The following is an 18177-nucleotide window of genomic DNA, read 5'->3' as shown; positions in this document are numbered from 1 at the left end:
TCATGGAAGCATTCACCACGCACACCGGCCGGGCCGTCCCGCTGCGCCGCTCGAACGTCGACACCGACCAGATCATCCCTGCTCACTGGCTCAAGAAGGTGACCCGGGACGGTTTCGAGGACGGGCTGTTCGAGGCCTGGCGCAAGGACGGGAAATTCATCCTCAACCAGCCCGAGCGCAAGGGCGCCACGGTCCTGGTCGCCGGCCCCGACTTCGGCACCGGTTCCTCCCGTGAGCACGCGGTGTGGGCACTGCAGAACTACGGCTTCAAGACCGTGATCTCCTCCCGCTTCGCCGACATCTTCCGCGGCAACTCGCTCAAGAACGGCCTGCTCACGGTGGTTCTCGACCAGAAGATCGTGGACGCGCTCCAGGACCTCACGGAGAAGGACCCGGAGGCCGAGATCACGGTGGACCTCCAGGCCCGCGAGGTGCGCGCCGAAGGCATCACGGCGAGCTTCGAGCTGGACGAGAACTCCCGCTGGCGGCTGCTGAACGGCCTGGACGACATCTCCATCACCCTCCAGAACGAGGCCGACATCGCCGCCTACGAGGCCAAGCGGCCCTCGTACAAGCCGAGGACGCTGCAGGGCTGACCCCGCCCCTCCTTCGGAGCAACTGAACAGGTCGAGTTTCGGCCACCTCAACACCCCGGCCGTACCCCCGATCAGCCCGATCGGGGGTACGGCCGTGTCTGCGTCCGAACGGCCCCGCGCCGTGCGACTCGCCCGCTCAACTTCCCACGTTACGGCGGGTGTTGTCGGGGTACGCGTCCCTTGTAGCCGTGACTCCCGGATGTGCCCGGAAGGCCGTTTGAGGCGGCAGTTGCACCCCTAGCAGGCGACAACTCGCCCCAGATGGCACAATCTGTGCATGGAACACGACGGCCAACTCGAGCTCTATGCGGCGGTCGCGGACCAACTCAAGGAAGCGCACGCAAGAGTGCGCGCACTGCAAGTCCCGGAGGGCGTACGGATGGCGCTGACCCGGAAGCTGCTGGTCATTACGGCCGCGGCCAAGCACGACGTCGTCGAAGCGACAAGGCGTCTGGAGGGGTTCATGGCCGACCTCGACGCGGGGCGAATCCCGGAAGAGGAACGCTGAACAAGTCCAGAGCAGCCGAGTTCGTTGCGGCACAAGGGTGATAAGCCCGTTTCGTGTTTGATTTGCGGTATATATCTGCCTAACGTGCGAAAAAGCTTGAACACTTTCGTTCTGGCAATGTCTCCGAAGGGGAAGACGTGAACAAGGCGCAGCTCGTAGAAGCGATTGCCGACAAGGTGGGCGGCCGCCAGCAGGCCGCCGACGCGGTCGACGCGGTCCTGGACGCCATCGTCCGCGCGACGGTCGCGGGCGACCGGGTCTCGGTCACCGGCTTCGGTTCGTTCGAGAAGGTCGACCGGCCGGCCCGTTACGCCCGCAACCCCCAGACGGGCGAGCGGGTTCGGGTCAAGAAGACCTCCGTCCCCCGCTTCCGCGCGGGCCAGGGCTTCAAGGACCTGGTGAGCGGCACGAAGAAGCTCCCGAAGAACGACGTCGCGGTCAAGAAGGCGCCCAAGGGCAGCCTGACCGGCGGGGCTTCGGCCACGGTCAAGAAGGCGGCCGCCAAGAAGGCCACCGCCAAGACCGCCGCGGCCAAGAAGACCACCGCGAAGAAGGCGACGGCCAAGAAGACCACGGCCACCGCCAAGAAGACGACGGCGAAGAAGGCCCCCGCCAAGAAGGCGACCGGCACCGCCGCCAAGACCACCGCCGCCAGCAAGACCACGGCGAAGAAGACGGCGGCCAAGAAGGCTCCGGCGAAGAAGGCCACCGCCAAGAAGGCGCCCGCCAAGAAGTCGGCGGCCCGCACCACCACCGCCAAGAAGACCACGGCCCGCAAGAGGTAAGGGCACAGGGGTACTCACGCGCCGGGCCGGACTCCGCATCGGAGTCCGGCCCGCGGCGTGTGCAAGGGGGTTCAGAAGGTCTGCAGTGTCACCAGGGTGACCTTGTCCCCGGTCATCTCGACGCGCACGCGCTGTCCGGGACGCAGCAGCCGCAGACCGCCCGCGTCGAACGCCGCCGCGTCGAAGGGCACGGGGGTGCCGTCGTCCAGGAGTACCTGCCCGCTGCGGCTTTCGGAGTCGTACGTGTACGCGGTCGCCTGCATGGCCGCAGCCTACTGCCCGGGGATCAGCAACCGCGCAGCGGCGGCGGCCGTCCGGGGACCCACCCCGAGCGCGAGCGCGGCCCGCAGGTCCTCGCCGGTGTCCACGTCCTGGCGTACGGAATCCACCGCGGTGAGAGGGAGTTCCGTCGCTCCCGAGGCGCGATGACGAGCGCGCGAATCCGGGCCGAAGGCGGGGTTCAATTCCGCGTCCTTCCGGGCCGCCAGCAGAGTGGTGCCGATTGCCGCCGAGTCCGCGAGAAATGCGCGCGGGAATTCCGCGGCGGCGTCGAGGACCCGGGCCAATTCCAGCGGCCGCAGTGCCGGGAGATCGGCGTTCAGGGCCGCGAGGGAACTGTCGGGACGAGTCGACCGTACGACGGCCGCCGCGTGTGCCAGAGCCGCGTTCAGGCCCCCTCGGGGCTCGTCGGGAACGATGTGGGCGCCCAGGGCCGCGAGCTCACGTCCCGCCAGGGGATCGTCCGTGACGACCGCCACATCCCCGACCGCCGGGCAGGCCAGCGCGGCCGCCACGGTGTCCTGGGCGAAGGCGAGGGCCAGACCCGGGCGGACCCCGTCGCCGGCGGTGTCCGAGAGCCTGCTCTTGGCGCGCGCCAAGGGCTTCAGCGGGATGACCAACGTCCACTGCACCGGCGTTCCGTCCTTCTCTTCTCACGGCCATTGTCACTCAGTCGTCACGCGCCCCATCTGGCGGTGTCGGTGGCGGGGCGTACGGTGTTCTCGACAGACAGACGGCCTGGGGCGACACTTGTGCGGCCCCCCAGGCCCAAGAGGAAGGTGTCCGCGTGCCCCGCCGCAGAATCGGCTTCTGGTACCGCCTTGCAGCGGTGATCGCCAAACCGCCGCTCGTGGTTCTGCTCAAGCGGGACTGGCGTGGAATGGAGCACATTCCGGCTGACGGCGGATTTATCACCGCGGTCAACCACAATTCGCACATCGATCCCTTCGCGTACGCGCACTTCCAGTACAACACCGGCCGCGTTCCGCGATTCCTCGCGAAGAGCGGTCTTTTCAACAAGGGATTCGTCGGCGTCATGATGCGCGGCACGGGCCAGATTCCCGTCTACCGCGAGACCACGGACGCGCTCAGCGCGTTCAGGGCCGCCATCGAGGCCGTGGAGCGCGGCGAATGCGTCGCGTTCTACCCCGAGGGCACCATCACCCGGGACCCCCGCCAGTGGCCCATGATCGGCAAGACCGGCGCCGCGCGCGTGGCCCTGCAGACCAAGTGCCCGGTCGTCCCGGTCGCGCAGTGGGGCGCCAACGAACTGCTGCCGCCGTACGCCAAGAAGCTCCACGTCCTGCCGCGCAAGACCTCGCACGTCCTCGCGGGACCGCCCGTGGACCTGTCGCCGTTCTACGACAAGGAGATGACCCCGGACCTCCTGAAGGAGGCCACCGAGGTCATCATGGCCGCCGTCACCGCCCAGCTGGAGGTGCTCCGCGGCGAGAAGGCGCCGGAGTCGGCGTACGACCCGCGCCGCGAGCGGATCGAGCAGCGGCGCCGCACCCGCGCGCAGAACGGTCACGAGGGGGAGAAGAGCAAGTGAGCAAGCCCGTCAAGGCGGCGGTTCTCAGCGCCGGTTCATGGGGTACGGCCTTCGGTGTCGTGCTCGCCGACGCAGGCTGCGAGGTCACCCTCTGGGCGCGTCGTCCGGAGGTCGCCGAGGCCGTCAACTCCACGCGGACGAACCCCGACTACCTCCCCGGCGTGGAGCTCCCGCAGGGGGTCAGGGCGACCACGGATCCCGCCGAGGCCGCCGCGGGCGCCGACTTCACGATCCTGTCGATCCCCTCGCAGACCCTGCGCGCCAACCTCGCCGAGTGGACCCCGCTGCTCGCTCCCGACACCGTCCTGGTCTCCCTCATGAAGGGCGTCGAGCTCGGCTCCGCCATGCGGATGAGTGAGGTGATCGAGGACGTCGCGAAGGTCGGCGCCGACCGCATCGCCGTGGTCACCGGTCCCAACCTCGCGCGGGAGATCGCCGCCCGGATGCCGGCCGCCGCCGTGGTCGCCTGCACCGACGAGGCGGTGGCCCAGCGGCTCCAGGCCGTCTGCCACACGCCCTACTTCCGCCCGTACACCAACACGGACGTGGTGGGCTGCGAACTGGGCGGTGCCGTGAAGAACGTCATCGGTCTCGCCGTCGGCATCGCGGACGGCATGGGACTCGGCGACAACGCCAAGGGCTCGCTGATCACGCGGGGCCTCGCGGAGACGACCCGGCTCGGCCTCGCCATGGGCGCCGACCCGCTGACCTTCTCCGGCCTCGCCGGTCTCGGCGACCTGGTGGCGACCTGCTCCTCGCCGCTGTCGCGCAACCACACCTTCGGCACCAACCTCGGCAAGGGCATGACCCTGCAGGAGACCATCGCGGTCACCAAGCAGACCGCGGAGGGCGTCAAGTCCTGTGAGTCGGTGCTGGATCTGGCCCGCAGGCACGGCGTCGACATGCCGATCACCGAGACGGTCGTCGGCATCGTGCACGAGGGCAAGTCCCCGGTGGTCGCCGTCAAGGAGCTGATGTCGCGCAGCGCGAAGCCCGAGCGACGCTGAGCCACGAGGCCGGTTTTTGCCTCGTTCGCCGCAGGGGTGGACGCTGTCTCAGGGCACTACCAACGGGTACTCTCAACGCGATATGAGCACCGAGAACCTCCCCCAGAACCCTGAGCAGCCGCCTCGCAAGCCGCGCGTGGCCGTCGTGTTCGGCGGACGCAGCTCCGAACACGGGATCTCCGTGGTCACGGCCGGCGCCGTACTGCGGGCCATCGACCGGACCAAGTACGACGTGCTGCCGATCGGTATCACCCGTGACGGCCGCTGGGCGCTCACCGCCGACGAACCGGAACGCATGGCGATCACCGAGCGCCGCACGCCGAGCGTCGAGGAGCTCGCCGAGTCCAGCGAGGGCGGCGTGGTGCTCCCCGTGGACCCCGCGAACCGCGAAGTCGTCTACAGCGAGCCCGGGTCGGTGCCCAAGGCGCTCGGTGAGGTCGACGTCGTCTTCCCCGTCCTGCACGGCCCCTACGGCGAGGACGGCACCCTCCAGGGCCTCCTGGAGCTCTCCGGTGTCCCGTACGTCGGCGCGGGTGTGCTCGCCTCGGCCGTCGGCCAGGACAAGGAGTACATGAAGCGGGTGTTCACCTCCTTCGGGCTCAAGGTCGGCCCGTACGTGGTGATCAGGCCGCGCGAGTGGCAGCGGGACGAGTCCGCGGCCCGCAAGAAGATCGTCGACTTCGCGGGTGAGCACGGCTGGCCGCTCTTCGTGAAGCCCGCGCGCGCGGGTTCGTCGATCGGCATCACCAAGGTCGACGACCTCTCCGGGCTCGACGAGGCGATCGCCGAGGCGCAGAGCCACGACCCGAAGATCCTCGTGGAGGCGGCGCTTCGGGGCCGTGAGATCGAGTGCGGTGTCCTGGAGTTCGAGGACGGCCCGCGCGCGTCGGTCCCGGCCGAGATCCCCCCGCCGCAGGAGCACGCGTACTACGACTTCGAGGCCAAGTACATCGACTCGACCCCCGGCATCGTGCCGGCGCCGCTCACGCCCGAGGAGACGGCCGAGGTCCAGAAGCTCGCGGTCGACGCGTTCGAGGCGGCCTCCTGCGAGGGCCTGGTCCGCGCGGACTTCTTCCTCACCGAGGACGGCGAGTTCGTGATCAACGAGATCAACACGCTCCCGGGCTTCACGCCGATCTCGATGTACCCGCAGATGTGGGAGGCGAGCGGCATCAGCTACCCGGAGCTGGTGAGCAGGCTGATCGATGCGGCACTGCGCAGGTCGACGGGCTTGCGGTGACCCACCCAGGGACGCGGGGAACTGCGCGACAGGCCACGGACGGCGCGCGGCCGAACGATGTGGCGCGGTCCCGCGGCGCCTAGTCGGCGATCCCCTCCGGCACCGCTTTCCTGATGGCAGGCGCCAGGTCCACCAACGGCGCCATGCCATCCCCCGTCCGCCCCGCAGGGATCGTCACCTCGACATACGCCTTCCTGAGCGTCGTCGTGAAGCGGAACGACCCGTCGTCCTGCTTCTCCAGCAGCCACCCGACCCCGTCGACCTCGACCCCGTCGGCCTCCGGATCGTCCATCTTCGAGGGCCGCGCGACACCGCACCGCAGTATGATCGCCGGGTCACCCCAGCCCGCGGTCAGCGCGGACGCGGGCTCGGGATCCCGACGGTCCTGGTCGTCGACCTTGGACGGCAGTACCCGGTCCAGTTCCCGGCACAGCTTCGTGACGCCCGCCCCCGGCGAGGGAACCTCCGCCGACGCGCTGTCGTCTGCGGAGGAGCAGCCCGCGACCGTGATCAGCAGGGCGAGCGCGGACAGACCGAGAGGCCGGTGACGGAAGAAGTTCACCGGCCAAGGGTAGACGGGGGCTACAGATGGACGACCGGGCAGGTCAGGGTGCGGGTGATGCCGTCCACCTGCTGGACCTTGGCGACCACCAACCGGCCGAGGTCGTCCACGGTGTCGGCCTGGGCGCGGACGATCACGTCATACGGTCCTGTCACGTCCTCGGCCTGGATGACTCCAGGGATCTTGCTGATCGTCTCGGCGACGGTCGACGCCTTGCCGACCTCCGTCTGGATCAGGATGTACGCCTGTACCACGGAACCTCCAGGGCGGCCACGAGGATCATGTGGGGAAAAGGAACGCCACGGTATCGCGTCGCCGCTCCCCGCGGGGAGACCCGCGGGGACGCGGACACCCGTGCCGGGGTGCGGACACGACAGAAGTTCACGGTCCCCTCGACCGTATCGAGGACACTGATGACGCGCGACCGGGCACGGCACGGCACAGAAGGGGCGTAAGGGCAATGAAGGGCACTGTTGGTGAGCTCGGCGAGTTCGGGCTCATCAGGGAGCTCACCTCCCGTCTCACCACCACGCCGGCGGTCCGGGTGGGCCCCGGCGACGACGCCGCGGTGGTCGCCGCACCCGACCGCAGGGTGGTGGCGAGCACCGACATCCTTCTGGAGGGCCGGCACTTCCGCCGCGACTGGTCCACGGCCTACGACGTCGGGCGCAAGGCGGCCGCGCAGAACCTCGCGGACATCGCCGCCATGGGTGCCGTGCCGACCGCCCTGCTGCTGGGCCTGGTCGTGCCCGCCGAACTCCCCGTCACCTGGCCCTCGGAGCTCATGGACGGCCTGCGCGACGAGTGCCAGGTCGCGGGCGCCTCAGTGGTCGGCGGGGACGTCGTGCGCGGGGACACGATCATGGTCTCCATCACCGCCCTCGGTGATCTGCGGGGCCAGGAGCCGGTGACCCGGGGCGGGGCCCAGCCCGGCGACCTCGTGGCGGTGACCGGCTGGCTGGGCTGGTCGGCGGCCGGGTACGCGGTGCTCGCCCGCGGCTTCCGCTCGCCGCGCGCGTTCGTCGAGGCGCACCGGCGCCCCGAGCCCCCCTACCACGCGGGCCCGGCCGCCGCCGCGCTCGGCGCGACCGCCATGTGCGACGTGAGCGACGGGCTGATCGCCGACCTCGGGCACATCGCCGAGGCCAGCAAGGTCAGGATCGACATCAGCTCCGGTGCGATCGACATCCCGACCCAGATGAACGACATCGGGCAGGCCGTCGGTGTCGACCCCCTCCAGTGGGTGCTGACCGGGGGCGAGGACCACGCGATCGTGGCGACCTTCCCGCCGGACGTGAAGCTCCCGGCCCGCTGGAAGGTGATCGGCGAGGTCCTCAACCCCTCGGCGCTGCCCCAGGTGACGGTCGACGGGGCGCCCTGGACCAGCAAGGGCGGCTGGGACCACTTCGGCGGGGACATCGAGTCGTGAAGCCCCTGGTGCTCACGGTCGCGGGCTCGGACTCCGGCGGAGGCGCCGGAATCCAGGCCGACCTGAAGACCATGCTCGCGCTCGGCGCGCACGGCATGAGTGTCATAACCGCCGTCACCGCGCAGAACTCCCTCGGCGTGCAGGGCGCCTGGGAGCTGCCGGTGGAGGCGGTACGGGCCCAGTACCGCAGCGTCGTGGACGACATCGGCGTCCAGGCCGTCAAGACCGGCATGCTCGCCTCGGCCGAACTCGTCGAGGCGGTCGCCGAGTTGATCGGCGCCACGGACGCCCCGGCCGTGATCGACCCGGTCGGTGTCTCCAAGCACGGCGACCCGCTGCTGGCCGCCTCCGCCCTGGACTCCGTCCGACGACGGCTGCTCCCGGTGGCCACCGTCGCCACCCCGAACCTCGACGAGGTGGCCCAGCTCACCGGTGTCCGGGTCGAGTCGGAGGAGCAGCTGCGGGAGGCCGCCGCGGCCGTCCTGTCGTACGGACCGCGGTGGGTGCTCGTCAAGGGCGGCCATCTTCCGGGTGACGCCGTCGACCTGCTCACCGACGGATCCGAGGAGCACTGGCTGCGCGCGCCCCGCCACGACAACCGGCACACGCACGGCACGGGCTGCACCCTCGCCTCCGCGATCGCCTCGCAGCTCGCGAAGGGCCATCGCGTACCGGAGGCGGTGACGGCCGCGAAGGAGTACGTCACCGGGGCGATCGCCGCCGGATTCGCGCTCGGCGGCGGGATCGGCCCCGTGGACCACGGATGGCGGTTCCGTCGGCGGACGGGCGCCTAGGACGTGGGCACGGCAAAAAGCCGGCCCACCTCTCGGTGGACCGGCTCAGTGCAGCGAACCAGCAGTGGCCGCGCGCTTAGCTGTGCGTCAGCGCGAGACCTTGCCGGCCTTGATGCACGAGGTGCAAGCGTTCACGCGCTTCGGCGTCCCGCCGACCACGGTACGGACGCGCTGGATGTTCGGGTTCCAGCGACGGGACGTACGGCGGTGCGAGTGCGAGATGTTGTTGCCGAAGCCCGGCCCCTTGCCGCAGACGTCGCAGTTGGCAGCCACGGGTCACTCCAAAGACTTCAGATGCACTTACGGTCGGATCCCGGCAAGCCGAGGATCGAGATCGTAGGATCAGAGATCTGAGTGGCACTGCCAGGGGAATGGCCCGATCAGATCGGGCAACCGGAGCAGCATACAACGACCGCGCCAGTAGAACGAAACTACCATGGCTGATCAGGCACTCGCTCCCGGCCCACTTCCGGCGGACACCCGTCCGGGGTCTACGCTGCGTCCAGTCCAGCAGCCCGAGGAGGCGCAGGTGGCGCAGGTGCCGCAGACATTCTTCGATGCTCTCGCGGTGCGCACCTGGTGCGGTCTCGCGCTGCGGGCGCTGGGCCGGGCCCGCGAGGAGATCGACGCGATCAACGTCTACCCGGTCGCCGACGGGGACACCGGCACCAACCTGTATCTGACGGCGGAGTCGGCGGCCGCGGCCGTGGAGGCCGTCTTCGAGGCCCACGACGCCCACGGCTCGGGGAAACCCGCACTGGCCGACGCCGCGCGCGCGATGGCGCACGGAGCCCTCATAGGCGCCCGCGGCAACTCGGGCACGATCCTCGCCCAGCTGCTGCGCGGCATGGCCCAGGTGCTCGCCGCCGACGGTGAGACGACTCACACGGACGGCGAAGGGCTCCGGCTCGCCCTGCGGCACGCCGCCGACTCCGCCCGCGAGGCCGTGGCCCACCCCGTGGAGGGCACGGTCCTCACGGTCGCCTCGGCCGCCGCCGACGCGGCCGGGGGAGCGGAGGGCGACTGCGGGACGGTCGCCCGGGCCGCCTACGAAGGGGCGCGCGCCGCCCTCGCCGCGACACCCGGCCAGCTGGCCGTCCTGGAGCGGGCGGGGGTGGTGGACGCCGGCGGGCGGGGGCTGGTGGCGGTGCTCGGGGCCCTGGTGGAGACGTTCACGGGGGAGGTGCCCAGGGCGGTGCCGGTGGTGAGCGACCCGGAGCACGCGCGCGCGGCAGGCGTGGTGGACACGACCTCCCCCGCGAACGCCGCCGTGGGCCTCGCGGCCTCCCCCGACGAGTGCGCCGACGCCCCGGGCACCGGCGGTCCCGCCTTCGAGGTGATCTACCTCCTGGAGGCCGAGGACACGGCCGTCGCGCGGCTGCGGCAGCGGCTCGACGGACTCGGGGACTCCCTCGTGGTGGTCGGCGGCGACGGGCTGTGGAACGTCCATGTGCACGTCGACGACGCGGGCGCCGCCGTGGAGGCGGGCGTCGAGGCCGGGCGGCCGTACCGGATCCGCATCACGCACTTCGGTACCGAGGACGTGCACACCACCGGCGCCGAACGGCCGCCCCGCGAGCCCGCCCAGCGCGCCGTCGTCGCCGTCGTGCCCGGTGAGGGCCTGGCCGGGCTGTACGCCGAGGCCGGGGCGACCACCGTGCTCGCGCGCCCCGGGGAGCCGCCCGCGAGCGGGGAGCTGGTGCAGGCCGTACGGCGGGCCCACGCGCGCGAGGTCGTGCTGCTGCCCAACGACGCCGACCTGCGCCACACCGCGGCCGCCGCGGCCGAGCAGGCCCGCACCGAGGGCATCCGGGTCGCGCTGATCCCGACCCGCTCCGCGGTCCAGGGCATCGCGGCGCTCGCCGTGCACGAGCCGGAGCGCCGGTTCGACGAGGACGTCGTCCAGATGACCTCGGCGGCCGGCGCGACCCGCTACGCCGAGGTCACCGTCGCCGAACGCCAGTCCTGGACCATGGCCGGCATCTGCCAGGCCGGGGACGTCCTCGGGCTCATCGACGGGGACGTGGCGGTGATCGGCTCGGATGTCGCCGTCACCGCCGAGGCCGTCCTCGACCGCATGCTCTCGGCCGGCGGCGAGCTGGTCACCCTGGTCCTCGGCGACCAGGCCCCCGAGATCGTCGCCGAACGCCTGGAGGTGCGCGTACGGGAGTCGTACCTCGCCGTGGACACGGTGGTGTACCGGGGCGGACGGCAGGGAGCCGTGCTGCTCATCGGCGTCGAATAGACCCCGGGAGACCCCGGCCGTCAGGCACCCTGTCCCTCCATGAGGCCCAGCAACTGCTCCGCCTCGGCCCGCCGGGCCTGTGCCGTGTCGTCGCTGCCGTCCGTGTCCCGGTACGCGTCGAGCACCGCACGCGCGCGTGCCGCCGCCTGAGCCGGCCGGCTCAGGTCGGCCGCCAGCCAGCCCGCCGCGAGTTCGGCTGCGGTCCGGGCGTCCAGGGCGTCGTCCCCGAGCGAGGCGAACACGACGATCGCCTCCACGACCTGGGCCAGCGCCGCCTCCAGCACCGCCCGGATCACGTCGTCCTCGGCCTCCTCGGGCACGGAACGGGCGATCAGGTCCCCGAACTGCCGGTGGGTGTGCCCGAGTTCACCGACGAGCCGCTGCCGCTGCTCCTCGTCGTCCGCTGCCCCACTCAGCGCGGCCTCGCACTCCCGGACCGCGTCCGCCATCAACTCCCTTGCCGCGTCCGCCCCGTCCTCGGCGCGCAGCGCGAGCCAGGCGCGGGCCCGCAGGGAGCGGACGAGGCCGTGCACGTTGCCGAGCTCCCGCCACAGAGCGCCCGCGCGCGCGTACGCCCGGTCCGCCTCGGCGGGCAGCCCCGCGGCCCCGAGGGACTCGGCGGCGAGGTGGGCGAGCGTCGCGTGGTCGTGCTGCTCGGGCCAGTGCCGGGCGATGTCGGCGGCCCGCAGACGCCGTTCGGCCGCCTCCCAGTGCTCGCCCAGCTCGCTCAGACAGTCGCCGAGCCACCACAGCGCCTGTACGACCGCCCCGTCGCCGTGCCGTTCGGCGCTCAGGTCGAGCAGCGCCGACTCCAGCACCTCCGCGGCCTCGGCCCACCGCCCGAGGCCCAGCAGGGACCCGCCCAGCTGGTGCCGGGCCAGGGCACCCAGCGTCGGCCCCTCCCCGGCCTCGTCGGCCCAGTGAGCCGCCTCCAGGGCGTGCTCGGCGGCCTCCTCGGCGAGCCCCCGGCCGCCGAGGACCTCCGCGAGCTGCAGATGCAGCTGGGCCCGTCCGATCGCCTCCAGGTGCTGCCCGCCGTGCTCCAGGGCGGCCCGCAGGGCCCGTTCCGTCCCGGCCGGATCGCCCAGGTGGTGCAGGAGCCCGGCCAGCCGGGCCTCGTACTCCACCGCGAACCACGGCAGACCCGCCTCCACGAACCCCGTCGCGGCCCACGTGAACAGCTCGGCCGCCGCCGGCAGGTCCCCGGTCCGGGAGGCCAGCTCCGCCAGCATCGCCTGCGCCTCGGCGACCCGCGCGGCGAGCCGCACGTCGTCCCCGGTCCGCCCCTCGACAAGGGCGAGCACCTCCCGTACGGCGGACTCGGCCTCGGACAGGAACGCCTCGTCGTCGCCCTCGTGCACCCGCCGCATCAGGATCCGGGCCCGGGACATCAGCACCGACGCGGTCTGCCGTACGCCCGTGTCGTCCACGGAGTAGAGCGCGAGGACCTCGTCGTAGAGTCCGGCGACCGCGGCGAGCGCCTCCTCCACCTCGCCCGCCAGCGCGCGCACGTACGCCGCACGCGCGCGTGCGGCCAGCGCCTCGCCGGGGTCGCCCGCCGCCGTGTACAACTCGGCGGCCCTCTCGAACAGTTCGAGGCCCTCGGGGCCCTGGTCCATCGCCTCGTGGTCGGCGATCTCCGCCCGGTCGCGCGGGTCCAGCCCGACGCCCTCGGCGGCCCGTGCGACCGCCGCCCACGCCTCCACGGCGTTCGGCCGGAGGGTGTCCGACAGCCGTCGTGCCTCGGCGACCAGCGCCGGCAGATCGGGTTCCCGGGTGGTCGCCGGGGCGGCCGCGGACGCCACCACGGGAGCGGCGACCGTCCGGGCCGCCCGTACGCCCAGGGGCAGCCGCTCCACCAGCGGCCGCTGTGCCATCCGCGCGCGGGTCTGCTCGCCGACGTGGGCCGTGCCGTTGCGCTCGTCGAAGCGGGCGGCCAGTGCGAGGGCCTCCTCGCGCGCGTGGGCGGCGAGTCCGGCCGCCGTCCAGGACCGGCCCGCCGGCCCCGGCACCGGCTGCTCGCCCAGGCCCAGCCCGGTCAGCCGGTCCATCAGCAGGGCCACCACGGCCGTGAAGTCCAGCCTGCTGCGCGGATGGCCGTCGTCCGTGAAGTACGCGGGGCGCTCCGCGAGCAGTTCCAGAGCGCGGGCCTCGTTGCCGCTGAGCGCGCAGAACTCGACATGGTCCGCGTAGGCACCGCGCATGCTCTCCATGGACCGCACGAGCCTGAAGCCCCGCAGGTGGTTGGCGCGCGCCTCGTCGAGGCGGCCCAGGCGCAGCAGCGGCGCGAGAGAGGAGGCGAGGGCCGCGTGCGGCTCGTGGGCGCAGCTGAACTCGCCCTCCAGGACCGGCGCCCACAGCTCCAGCGCCTCCTCGTCCCGCCCGCACTGCGCCTGCCACCAGCCCTGCTCGTGCAGCTCGCAGGCGTGGCAGTCGGACATGACGTCCCGGTCGGCGGCCAGCCACGCGGCGTACGCGCGCTCGGCCCGCTCCAGGTCCCCGACATGCGCGGCCACGCTGTGTTCGGCGCCGCGCACGGCCCGCTCGGAGTGCCCGGCCAGCCGGTAGCGGTGCTCCATCTCGCCGAGCCACTTCTCCATGGCCGCGAGCGGGATGTGCGGCTGGTCGAGCATGCCGGTCGTCATCCACTTGAAGACCCAGTGCAGCGCATGCGTCTCGTACTCGTCGAAGTCCTCGGGATGCTCGTCCCACATGCGCAGCAGCCGCGCGAAGGGGACGAACATCTTGGCCTTCTCGGAGCTGTAGTTGTAGACCTTCAGCTGGTGTCCGAGCGCCTCGATGACCGCGAGCGGGATGTTCAGCTTCTCGGCCTCGGCGAGCAGCTGTTCCGCGCGCGCGTTGCGGGCGGGCCCCTCCGGTTCCTCGGCGTTCTCCGCCATCGCCCGGCGCAGTGCGTCGAAGGCCGCGTTCTCGTCGACCCCGCTCATCAGCGGCCCTCCTCGCCGTTCGTGGCCCACTCCAGCAGGCCTATGAAGGCCCGGTTCAGCAGTGCCGAGTCCGCGGGCCGCAGGGGCCGCTGGGCCATCAGCAGCGCCTGCCCGTACAGGGACTCGGTGGCCGTGCCCATCAGCTCCGGGTCGCCCAGCGAACCGATCCGCCGTATCAGCGGGTTGAGATGGTTCAGCACGAGACGCGCGCGTGGGGCGTTTCCGCGCAGAGAGCCGAGGATGCCCGCCCACAGGTCGTCCGCCCCTTGCTCGGCCTCCGCCCGGGCCTGCTCGTGCCGGGCGTCCCGGTCGTCCAGGTGCAGCGCGGGCACGGACAGCGGCCGGAAGGCGCGCAGAACCACGTCACAGCCCAGCGGGTCGAGCCTTTCCCGCGCGGCCGCCAGGAAGCCGGACAGCGCCAGCTCCTCGGCCGGGTCGACCAGGTCCATGTGGGCGGTGACGGTGTCCGCGTCCAGTTCGGCGACGACCGTGCCCGGCCGCACCGAGGGCAGCGCCTCGACCAGGTCGCTGTCGTAGGTGTAGCCGCCGTTGACCACCCCGACGCCCTGCGCCGACGCGATCGCCGCGACCTGCCGGTACTCCTCGACGGTCCGCGTGAAGTGCACCACCGCGTGCCGCTGCGCGAACTCCTCCAGGGACAGCCGCCCGTCGGTCGTCTCGAACGGCAGCCAGGGCAGCATCGTGCGCAGCATGTCCTTGTCGTGCCGCGCGAGCGACTTCACGCCCAGGTGGTGCACGGACAGGAAGGCCGCGAGCCGCTCCGGGTCCCCGGCGGCGAGACCTGTCAGCCAGGACCGGATCCGCTCCCCGAGGGCCTCCCGCACGGCCGCCAGCGTCTCGTCCTCGTACAGCGACTCGCGCGAGGCCGTGGGCCGCAGGCTGTCGGTGTCCAGGACGCAGCGCACGAAGAACGCCCAGTCCGGCAGCAGCTGTTCGGCGCGCTCGGTCAGCAGCATGCCCTTCAGGTGCACCCGGTGGGTGGCCCGCTGGGCGGGACTGACCGCCGCGGGAAGGACGTACGCCATGCCCCGGATCCCGGCCAGCGGCACGTTCAGCTCGATCGAGTCCAGTGGGGTGAAGCCGAACAGCTCGTGGCAGTGCCGGGCCAGGGCGACCCGGCGGGTGGCGGGGGAGGGGTAGGGCCGGTCCCAGGGCGCGGGCAGGTCGGTGACCGCCTCGTCGCCGACCCGCACGTCGTACGGCAGCAGCGAGCCGAAGTCCCGGGCGAGCTGGAGGACCCGCTCGGGCGCCAGCCACTCGCCGGCACCCGCCCGAGCCACCAGATGCACCGTGGTCCCCGGCTCCGGACGGGCGTCCTGGGGCAGCGTCCGCACCCGGTACGACCCGTCGTCGCTCGCCGTCCACTCCACGGGTGGCGCGTCCGGCGTACGGGCACTGCGGCTGACCACCCGGATCCGCTCGGCGACCACGAAACAGGCGAGCAGACCGATGCCGAACTGCCCGAGGAAGTCGGAGCGCACCTCCTGAAGTCCCTCGGCCCGCTTGGAGCTGCGCCCGATGGTGGCCAGCAGGTTGTGCACGTCCGCCTCGGTCAGCCCGACCCCGGAGTCCTCGACCCGCAGGGTGCCGTTCCCGGCGTGCAACCGCACACGGGCAGGGGCGTCCGGCTGCTCGGCCCGCCGGGCCGTGATCGCGTCCACCGCGTTCTGCAGCAGTTCGCGCAGATAGACCTTGGGGCTGGAGTAGAGGTGATGGGAGAGGAGGTCCACCAGACCGCGCAGGTCGACCTGGAACGTATGAGGTTGCTGAGGTACCTGGGGTGTCTGTGACTGTGAGGTCTGGGAATCCATCGTCGCAGCGCCGGAGGGGGGAGGTTCGCTCGGCGCGGGGTAGGGCGGTCCCGGATGGGGCGGGGATCCGCGGATGGCCGGAGCGCGCCATCCTAATTCCCCAACCAGCCGTCTGACCAGGTGTTTCCCGGTATGTATACGGCAATGTCAGTGGGGTGGTGTGCAATGGATCTCGTGCCCGCACTGGAAGAACCGCTGAAGAAGGTGCTCGGCCCCGCCACCGCGAAGGTGATGGCCGAGCATCTCGGCCTGCACTCCGTAGGCGACCTCCTGCACCACTACCCGCGTCGCTACGAGGAGCGGGGGCAGCTGACCCACCTCGCCGACCTGCCCATGGACGAACACGTCACCGTGGTCGCCCAGGTCGCCGACGCCCGTCTGCACACCTTCGCCTCCGCCAAGGCGCCACGCGGCAAGGGGCAGCGGCTGGAGGTCACCATCACGGACGGCAACGGCCGCCTCCAACTGGTCTTCTTCGGCAACGGCGTCCACAAGCCCCACAAGGAACTCCTGCCGGGCACCCGCGCGCTGTTCGCCGGCAAGGTCTCCCTCTTCAACCGCCGCCTCCAACTGGCCCACCCGGCCTACGAGTTGCTGCGCGGTGCCGACGACGAGGCAGCGGAGACGGTGGAGGCCTGGGCGGGCGCCCTGATCCCCCTCTACCCCGCCACCGCCAAACTGGAGTCCTGGAAGATCGGCAAGGCCGTCCAGACGGTCCTGCCGAGCGCCCAGGAGGCGATCGACCCCCTCCCGGAGTCGCTGCGCGAGGGTCGTCGCCTGCTCCCCCTCCCCGAGGCCCTCCTCAAGATCCATCGCCCGCACACCAAGGCCGACATCGCCGACGCCCACGCCCGCCTCAAGTGGGACGAGGCCTTCGTGCTCCAGGTGGCCCTCGCCCGCCGCCGCCACGCGGACGCCCAACTCCCCGCGGTGCCGAGGAAACCCGCTCCCGACGGCCTCCTCACGGCCTTCGACGACCGCCTCCCCTTCACCCTCACGGAAGGCCAGCAGAAGGTCTCGAAGGAGATCTTCGACGACCTGGCCACGGACCATCCGATGCACCGGCTGCTGCAGGGGGAGGTGGGCTCGGGAAAGACCCTGGTGGCCCTGCGCGCCATGCTCGCCGTCGTGGACGCGGGCGGACAGGCCGCCATGCTGGCCCCCACCGAAGTGCTCGCACAGCAGCACCACCGCTCGATCGTCGAGATGATGGGCGCGCTCGCCGAGGGCGGGATGCTGGGCGGGTCCGAGCACGCCACCAAGGTCGTGCTGCTCACCGGGTCGATGGGGACGGCCGCGCGCCGGCAGGCGATGCTGGACCTGGTCACCGGTGAGGCCGGGATCGTGATCGGCACGCACGCGCTGATCGAGGACAAGGTGCAGTTCCACGACCTGGGCCTGGTCGTGGTCGACGAACAGCACCGGTTCGGGGTCGAGCAGCGGGACGCCCTGCGCGGCAAGGGGAAGCAGCCGCCCCACCTCCTCGTCATGACGGCCACCCCCATCCCGCGCACGGTCGCCATGACGGTCTTCGGCGATCTGGAGACCTCCGTCCTCGACCAGCTCCCGGCCGGCCGCTCCCCGATCGCCAGCCATGTGGTGCCCGCCGCGGACAAGCCCCACTTCCTCACCCGGGCCTGGGAACGCGTCCGCGAGGAGGTGGAGAACGGCCACCAGGCGTACGTCGTCTGCCCCCGCATCGGCGACGAGGAGGACGACTCCAAGAAGTCGGCCAAGAAGAAGTCCCCGGAGGACGAGGCGGAGAAGCGCCCACCGCTCGCGGTGCTCGACGTGGCGGACCAGCTCACCAAGGGCCCGCTGCACGGCCTGCGCGTCGAGGTGCTGCACGGCCGTATGCACCCCGACGACAAGGACGCGGTCATGCGCCGCTTCGCCGCGGGCGAGACCCACGTCCTGGTCGCCACCACGGTCATCGAGGTCGGCGTCAACGTCCCGAACGCCACGGCGATGGTCATCATGGACGCCGACCGCTTCGGCGTCTCCCAGCTCCACCAGCTGCGCGGCCGGGTGGGCCGGGGCTCGGCGCCCGGGCTGTGCCTGCTGGTCTCGGAGATGCCCGAGGCGAGCCCGGCCCGCCAGCGGCTGAACGCGGTGGCGGCGACCCTGGACGGCTTCGAGCTGTCCCGCATCGACCTGGAACAGCGCCGCGAGGGCGATGTCCTCGGCCAGGCCCAGTCCGGCGCCCGGACCTCGCTGCGGGTCCTCGCCGTGATCGAGGACGAGGAGATCATCGCGGAGGCGCGGGAAGAGGCGACGGCGGTCGTGGAGGCGGACCCGGAGCTGACCGCACTTCCCGGCCTGCGCACCGCCCTGGAGGCGCTTCTGGACGCCGAGCGGGAGCAGTACCTGGAAAAGGGCTGAGAAACTGAATCCGCAACC

General features: G+C 71.8%; 17 protein-coding genes. 10 read left to right on the top strand and 7 right to left on the bottom strand.

Features of this window, described 5'->3' with window-relative positions; genetic code table 11:
* The first annotated feature begins 2 nt into the window (after nucleotides 1-2).
* The 3 genes from leuD (at nucleotide 3) to AQI94_RS39520 (ending at nucleotide 1889) form a co-directional block, all read left to right on the top strand.
* Nucleotides 3-596, top strand: a complete 594-nt coding sequence (gene leuD / locus AQI94_RS39530) for a 3-isopropylmalate dehydratase small subunit (protein ID WP_031060928.1) — start codon at nucleotides 3-5, stop codon at nucleotides 594-596.
* Between the two features lie 277 nt (nucleotides 597-873).
* Nucleotides 874-1104, top strand: coding sequence for an SCO5555 family protein (locus AQI94_RS39525; protein WP_007384922.1), 231 nt, complete (start codon nucleotides 874-876; stop codon nucleotides 1102-1104).
* Nucleotides 1105-1241: 137 nt separating this feature from the next.
* Entirely contained in the window at nucleotides 1242-1889 is a 648-nt protein-coding gene (locus AQI94_RS39520; protein WP_031060931.1) for an HU family DNA-binding protein, read from the top strand.
* A gap of 71 nt (nucleotides 1890-1960) precedes the next feature.
* Here the strand turns inward: AQI94_RS39520 and AQI94_RS39515 are convergent, their stop codons facing one another.
* Both AQI94_RS39515 and cofC read right to left on the bottom strand, forming a co-directional pair.
* Nucleotides 1961-2152, bottom strand: a complete 192-nt coding sequence (locus AQI94_RS39515) for a hypothetical protein (RefSeq protein ID WP_031060934.1) — start codon at nucleotides 2150-2152, stop codon at nucleotides 1961-1963.
* Nucleotides 2153-2161: 9 nt separating this feature from the next.
* Nucleotides 2162-2800 (bottom strand): 2-phospho-L-lactate guanylyltransferase, encoded by a 639-nt coding sequence (gene cofC, locus AQI94_RS39510; protein WP_031060937.1) that lies wholly within the window; start codon nucleotides 2798-2800, stop codon nucleotides 2162-2164.
* Nucleotides 2801-2955: 155 nt separating this feature from the next.
* Here cofC and AQI94_RS39505 point away from each other — a divergent pair, with 155 nt between their 5' ends.
* The 3 genes from AQI94_RS39505 to AQI94_RS39495 all read left to right on the top strand — a co-directional run bounded on the left by AQI94_RS39505 (nucleotide 2956) and on the right by AQI94_RS39495 (nucleotide 5967).
* The gene (locus AQI94_RS39505; protein ID WP_031060939.1) at nucleotides 2956-3720 is read left to right on the top strand and encodes a lysophospholipid acyltransferase family protein; all 765 of its coding nucleotides are present in this window, start codon (nucleotides 2956-2958) and stop codon (nucleotides 3718-3720) included.
* Nucleotides 3717-4727: an NAD(P)H-dependent glycerol-3-phosphate dehydrogenase gene (locus AQI94_RS39500; protein ID WP_031060941.1), complete on the top strand. Its 1011-nt coding sequence runs from the start codon at nucleotides 3717-3719 to the stop codon at nucleotides 4725-4727. The genes AQI94_RS39505 and AQI94_RS39500 overlap by 4 nt, the downstream gene beginning before the upstream one ends.
* Nucleotides 4728-4809: 82 nt before the next feature.
* A complete protein-coding gene (locus AQI94_RS39495) occupies nucleotides 4810-5967 on the top strand; it encodes a D-alanine--D-alanine ligase family protein (protein WP_031060946.1) in 1158 nt (385 codons plus the stop codon).
* Nucleotides 5968-6046: 79 nt separating this feature from the next.
* Here AQI94_RS39495 and AQI94_RS39490 read toward each other — a convergent pair whose 3' ends face one another.
* Nucleotides 6047-6529, bottom strand: coding sequence for a DUF3515 domain-containing protein (locus AQI94_RS39490; RefSeq protein ID WP_031060951.1), 483 nt, complete (start codon nucleotides 6527-6529; stop codon nucleotides 6047-6049).
* Between the two features lie 20 nt (nucleotides 6530-6549).
* Nucleotides 6550-6783 carry an Lrp/AsnC family transcriptional regulator gene (locus AQI94_RS39485; RefSeq protein ID WP_020121007.1) on the bottom strand — a complete coding sequence of 78 codons (234 nt, stop codon included), beginning with the start codon at nucleotides 6781-6783 and terminating at the stop codon, nucleotides 6550-6552.
* 206 nt (nucleotides 6784-6989) lie between these two features.
* Between AQI94_RS39485 and AQI94_RS39480 the strand changes: the two genes are divergently transcribed.
* Together AQI94_RS39480 and thiD are read left to right on the top strand one after the other, a co-directional pair.
* Entirely contained in the window at nucleotides 6990-7958 is a 969-nt protein-coding gene (locus AQI94_RS39480; protein WP_062230265.1) for a thiamine-phosphate kinase, read from the top strand.
* Entirely contained in the window at nucleotides 7955-8752 is a 798-nt protein-coding gene (gene thiD, locus AQI94_RS39475) for a bifunctional hydroxymethylpyrimidine kinase/phosphomethylpyrimidine kinase (RefSeq protein WP_031053653.1), read from the top strand. The genes AQI94_RS39480 and thiD overlap by 4 nt, the downstream gene beginning before the upstream one ends.
* A gap of 87 nt (nucleotides 8753-8839) precedes the next feature.
* Here the strand turns inward: thiD and rpmB are convergent, their stop codons facing one another.
* Nucleotides 8840-9025 (bottom strand): 50S ribosomal protein L28, encoded by a 186-nt coding sequence (rpmB, locus tag AQI94_RS39470; RefSeq protein WP_003993230.1) that lies wholly within the window; start codon nucleotides 9023-9025, stop codon nucleotides 8840-8842.
* Between the two features lie 256 nt (nucleotides 9026-9281).
* On the opposite strand from rpmB, the gene AQI94_RS39465 reads away from it, so the two are divergent.
* Complete coding sequence (locus AQI94_RS39465) at nucleotides 9282-10997, top strand: DAK2 domain-containing protein (protein ID WP_062230263.1); 1716 nt, start codon at nucleotides 9282-9284, stop codon at nucleotides 10995-10997.
* Between the two features lie 20 nt (nucleotides 10998-11017).
* Here the strand turns inward: AQI94_RS39465 and AQI94_RS39460 are convergent, their stop codons facing one another.
* Together AQI94_RS39460 and AQI94_RS39455 are read right to left on the bottom strand one after the other, a co-directional pair.
* The gene (locus AQI94_RS39460) at nucleotides 11018-13945 is read right to left on the bottom strand and encodes a hypothetical protein (RefSeq protein WP_062230262.1); all 2928 of its coding nucleotides are present in this window, start codon (nucleotides 13943-13945) and stop codon (nucleotides 11018-11020) included.
* Nucleotides 13945-15777 carry an HSP90 family protein gene (locus AQI94_RS39455; RefSeq protein WP_031041197.1) on the bottom strand — a complete coding sequence of 611 codons (1833 nt, stop codon included), beginning with the start codon at nucleotides 15775-15777 and terminating at the stop codon, nucleotides 13945-13947. Before AQI94_RS39455 ends, AQI94_RS39460 begins: the two co-directional genes overlap by 1 nt.
* A 165-nt stretch (nucleotides 15778-15942) precedes the next feature.
* Here AQI94_RS39455 and recG point away from each other — a divergent pair, with 165 nt between their 5' ends.
* Nucleotides 15943-18159: an ATP-dependent DNA helicase RecG gene (recG, locus tag AQI94_RS39450; RefSeq protein ID WP_031041200.1), complete on the top strand. Its 2217-nt coding sequence runs from the start codon at nucleotides 15943-15945 to the stop codon at nucleotides 18157-18159.
* Nucleotides 18160-18177 lie beyond the last annotated feature (18 nt).

This window comes from Streptomyces pseudovenezuelae (assembly GCF_001513955.1).
In the GTDB taxonomy this organism is placed as follows: domain Bacteria; phylum Actinomycetota; class Actinomycetes; order Streptomycetales; family Streptomycetaceae; genus Streptomyces; species Streptomyces pseudovenezuelae.
This window is presented reverse-complemented; position numbering and strand designations above follow the sequence as displayed.